At 64.9% G+C, this 3,643-nt stretch carries 6 protein-coding genes; 5 read left to right on the plus strand and 1 reads right to left on the minus strand.

Going from position 1 to position 3,643, the window contains the following annotated elements:
* Positions 1–930, minus strand: a 930-nt coding sequence (locus RMO30_RS09870; RefSeq protein ID WP_309712678.1) for a DnaA ATPase domain-containing protein, incomplete at its 3' end; no start/stop codon positions are given.
* Between the two features lie 281 nt (positions 931–1,211).
* Here RMO30_RS09870 and rpmH point away from each other — a divergent pair.
* Genes rpmH through RMO30_RS09895 form a run of 5 tightly spaced genes read left to right on the plus strand, consistent with a single transcriptional unit; the run spans position 1,212 to position 3,574 of the window.
* The gene (gene rpmH / locus RMO30_RS09875; protein WP_191283652.1) at positions 1,212–1,349 is read left to right on the plus strand and encodes a 50S ribosomal protein L34; all 138 of its coding nucleotides are present in this window, start codon (positions 1,212–1,214) and stop codon (positions 1,347–1,349) included.
* A gap of 6 nt (positions 1,350–1,355) precedes the next feature.
* Positions 1,356–1,694 (plus strand): ribonuclease P protein component, encoded by a 339-nt coding sequence (gene rnpA / locus RMO30_RS09880; protein ID WP_309712684.1) that lies wholly within the window; start codon positions 1,356–1,358, stop codon positions 1,692–1,694.
* Positions 1,691–2,002, plus strand: coding sequence for a membrane protein insertion efficiency factor YidD (yidD, locus tag RMO30_RS09885; RefSeq protein WP_309712687.1), 312 nt, complete (start codon positions 1,691–1,693; stop codon positions 2,000–2,002). The genes rnpA and yidD overlap by 4 nt, the downstream gene beginning before the upstream one ends.
* Before the next feature lie 7 nt (positions 2,003–2,009).
* A complete protein-coding gene (yidC, locus tag RMO30_RS09890; RefSeq protein WP_309712690.1) occupies positions 2,010–2,984 on the plus strand; it encodes a membrane protein insertase YidC in 975 nt (324 codons plus the stop codon).
* Positions 2,981–3,574 carry a R3H domain-containing nucleic acid-binding protein gene (locus RMO30_RS09895; RefSeq protein ID WP_309712693.1) on the plus strand — a complete coding sequence of 198 codons (594 nt, stop codon included), beginning with the start codon at positions 2,981–2,983 and terminating at the stop codon, positions 3,572–3,574. Before yidC ends, RMO30_RS09895 begins: the two co-directional genes overlap by 4 nt.
* Positions 3,575–3,643 lie beyond the last annotated feature (69 nt).

Below are 3,643 nucleotides of genomic sequence, written 5' to 3' on the forward strand. Positions count from 1 at the left end.
CTGAAGCTTCTCGCTCTGCGCCTTCTTTCTGAGGATCGCGATGCGGGTCTCAAGGTCGGGAGCCTGCACATCGGTGATGAGACCCCACTCGAAGCGCGACCGCATCCGGTCTTCGAAGCCGGTGAGGAACTTCGGTGCGACGTCGCTCGTGATGACGACCTGCTTGCTGTGATCGTGCAACGTGTTGAAGGTGTGGAAGAACGCCTCCTGGGTCTCCACCGCGCGCTGCAAGAACTGGATGTCGTCGATCAGCAGAATGTCGATCTCGCGGTAGCGCGACTGAAAGGCCGACGCCCGGTTGTTCTGGATCGAGTTGATGAAGTCGTTCGTGAACTCCTCACTCGACACATACCTGACACGGATGCCGGTGTAGAGGTTCTCGGCGTAGTGACCGATCGCGTGTAAGAGGTGGGTCTTGCCCAGACCGGAGTCGCCGTAGATGAAGAGCGGGTTGTAGGCCTTCGCCGGCGCCTCGGCTACCGCAACGGCGGCTGCATGCGCGAAACGGTTCGAGCCGCCGATCACGAAGTTGTCGAAGTTGTACTTCGGGTTGAGGCGTGAGTCGCCCCGTCGGCTGTTGATCTCGCCGATGGTCGCGGTTGGGTCGGACGGGGCTACCGGCAGATCGTCACCGAAATCGGCGACCGCAGCGAGGGTCGCGGCCGGCATGTCGGGATTGACGACGATCGCGAAGTTGACGACCTCTTCAGCCGCTCCGGTGATGGCCTCGATGAGCGGCACCCGGATGCGCTGCTCGAGCATCCCGCGGGTGAGTTCGTTGGGCACCTCAAGGTACAGAACGCCGTTCAGCACCCCCTTCGGCTCGACGAGATTGACGAAGCCGTGGAGCTGCGGGGTGATCCGCTCATCGGCCCCGAGCTGCGCGAGCACGGCTGACCAGAGGTCACGGGTCGGATCGGATTCGCTCATGCCTTCATCCTGGAACGCGGGAACAGTTGTGCACAGGGTTATCCACTGGCCTGATTCCTGTGGACGAGGGACGCGTCGTTCTCAAGGGCGGGTGTGAACGACAGCAGTTCACCTTAGTTCTCGGGAGGCACGAGCGGTGAACCGGGTGTGTGGGGATGGGGATGGTTTGACGGTCGGCAGAGCTGCCCGTATCTTTAATCAGTTCACCCGCGTTCGTCGCGGGATTACCTGATCTTCCCGGCCTGTCGATCGCCTCGGCCCGCCGGGCGTGGAGACCAATCATGACCAAGCGAACCTTCCAGCCGAACAACCGGCGCCGCGCCAAGGTGCACGGCTTCCGTCTGCGCATGCACACGCGCGCCGGCCGTGCCATCCTGGCCGCCCGTCGTCGCAAGGGGCGCACCGAGCTCTCCGCCTAAGAGCCCGTGCTCGCCAGGGCGAACCGGGTGGTCCTCCCTGCGGACTTCCGCGCCGCCGTACGCCGGGGGCGTCGAGCGACCACACCGACGGCCGTGTACTACCGGCTCCCCACCGACCCCGCAGCGCCCGCGCGCTTCGGGGTCATCGTGTCGAAAGCGGTCGGCAACGCGGTGAAACGCAATCGGGTGCGACGTCGCCTCCGTGCTCTCGGTCGCGGACGGGTCGACGCCGGGCACCGGGGTGAGGACGTCGTCATCCGAGTACTCCCCGGTTCCGCGCAGGAGCACTGGGATAGTCTCTCCGCCGACATGCACAAGGTGCTCGACTCCCCCGTGGCGAAATGATGCCCGTACTCACATTCCTCTGGCTGCTGCCTCGCAACGTGTGTGTGCTCATCCTTCGCGGCTACCGAGCCGTCATTTCGCCGCTCTACGGTGACGTCTGCCGCTATTACCCGAGCTGCTCCGCGTATGCCCTGGGTTCGATCCAGCAGCACGGCGTGATCACAGGCGTGGCGCTCGGCTCCTGGCGTCTCGCGCGTTGCCACCCGTGGGCGAGGGGCGGCGTCGACGACGTGCGGCCGCGCCGCGTTCCCCGTTATCGCATCAACGACTTCGGCTTCGTCCTCCCGACGAGCCACGGAAAGGTCTGACACCCCAGTGGACATCTTCGCCTTCTTCAACACTCTGCTGTGGCCGATCAAGCAGGCCATCGAGGCGATCCTCGTCGGCTTCCACACGCTGCTGACCGCCCTGGGGATGGACTCGGGGGCGGGCCTGACCTGGGTGCTGTCGATCGTCGGGCTCGTGCTCGTCGTGCGTGCCGCCCTCATCCCGATCTTCGTGCGCCAGATCAAGAGCCAGCGCAAGATGCTCGAGGTCGCGCCGCAGCTCAAGAAGATCCAGGACAAGTACAAGGGCAAGCGCGACCAGTTCTCGCGTGAGGCGATGCAGCGCGAAACGATGGATCTCTACAAGAAGGCCGGCACGAACCCGTTCGCGTCGTGCCTCCCCCTGCTGATCCAGATGCCGATCTTCTTCGGTCTGTTCACGGTGCTCAACGAGGCCAACCAGGGTCGGGCCGGCGTCGGGCTCTTGAACCAGGATCTGGCGACCGAGTTCGGGAAGGCCTCGCTGTTCGGGGTCGCACCGCTGCACGACAGCATCCAGAGCGCCGCCGCGGGAGACCCGGTCGAGGTCGTCGTGATCATCATCGCGGTCGTCATGGTCATCCTCATGACGGCTTCGCAGTTCATCACGCAGCTGCAGATCATGTCGAAGAACCAGTCGCCGGAAATGAAGGCGAGCCCGATGTACCGGCAACAGCGCATCCTGCTGTACTTGCTCCCGCTGGTCTTCGCGTTCTCGGGCTTCGCGTTCCCGATCGGCGTGATGTTCTACTGGCTGACCTCGAACTTCTGGACGATGGTGCAGCAGTTCATCGTCATCCGGAACATGCCGACCCCGGGCAGCGAAGCCGCCCTCGCCCGCGAAGCTCGCCTGGCGAAGAAGCGCAGGGCGAGCATGAGCGACGACGCGGCGATGCTCGAAGAGATCGTCGAAGAACCCAAGAAGGTGCAGCGGCAGCAGCCGGTGGGCAAGAACCGATCGAAGAAACAGGGCGGACGCCGATGACCGACACCACCGAGACCCCGACCATCGACGAGGCCGACGGCCCGATCGATGGCGAAGAGCTGGTACCTCCCGCAGCCGAACTCGCTGAGCACGGCGAGCCGTCCGAACAAGCCGAGCCCTCCGAGCAGGACGTCATCGACGAAGGCGACGCCGCGGCGGACTACATCGAGGAACTGCTCGACATCGCCGACATCGATGGCGACATCGACATTGATGCCCGTGGAGGCAGGGCCTACCTGACGGTCTCGTCGACTGACGGCTCGAACCTTCGCCTGCTGTCGAAGCCCGATACGGTCACGGCGATCCAGGAGCTCACGCGTCTCGCAGTGCAGAATCGCACCGGGCGTTTCTCTCGGCTCATCCTCGACATTGGAGGTTCCCGGGACGCGCGCGCGGGCGAACTGGCGGCGCTCGTCGACCACGCGGTGAGCCGTCTCGAGGGCGGAGCCGCGACGGCTTCGCTCCCGCCGATGTCGAGCTACGAGCGCAAGTTGGTGCACGACATCGTTGCCGAGCGCGGCTACACCTCGGAGTCCGAGGGCGAAGGCCGCGATCGCCACACGGTGATCAAAGCGCGCGCTGGAGCATAGAGCGAGGCCATTTCTGGCCTCGCTGCGACGCCAGCGCCGACGCCCGTCTCGGGCGTCGGGATAGGTTTC

This window comes from Pseudolysinimonas sp. (assembly GCF_031389465.1).
In the GTDB taxonomy this organism is placed as follows: Bacteria; Actinomycetota; Actinomycetes; order Actinomycetales; family Microbacteriaceae; genus Pseudolysinimonas_A.

What these genes read in the sequence shown, in the direction of transcription:
- rpmH (WP_191283652.1), top strand. Translation starts at nt 1,212, where the DNA reads ATGACCAAGCGAACCTTCCAGCCGAACAACCGGCGCCGCGCCAAGGTG.
- yidD (WP_309712687.1), top strand. Translation starts at nt 1,691, where the DNA reads ATGATGCCCGTACTCACATTCCTCTGGCTGCTGCCTCGCAACGTGTGT.
- RMO30_RS09895 (WP_309712693.1), top strand. Translation starts at nt 2,981, where the DNA reads ATGACCGACACCACCGAGACCCCGACCATCGACGAGGCCGACGGCCCG.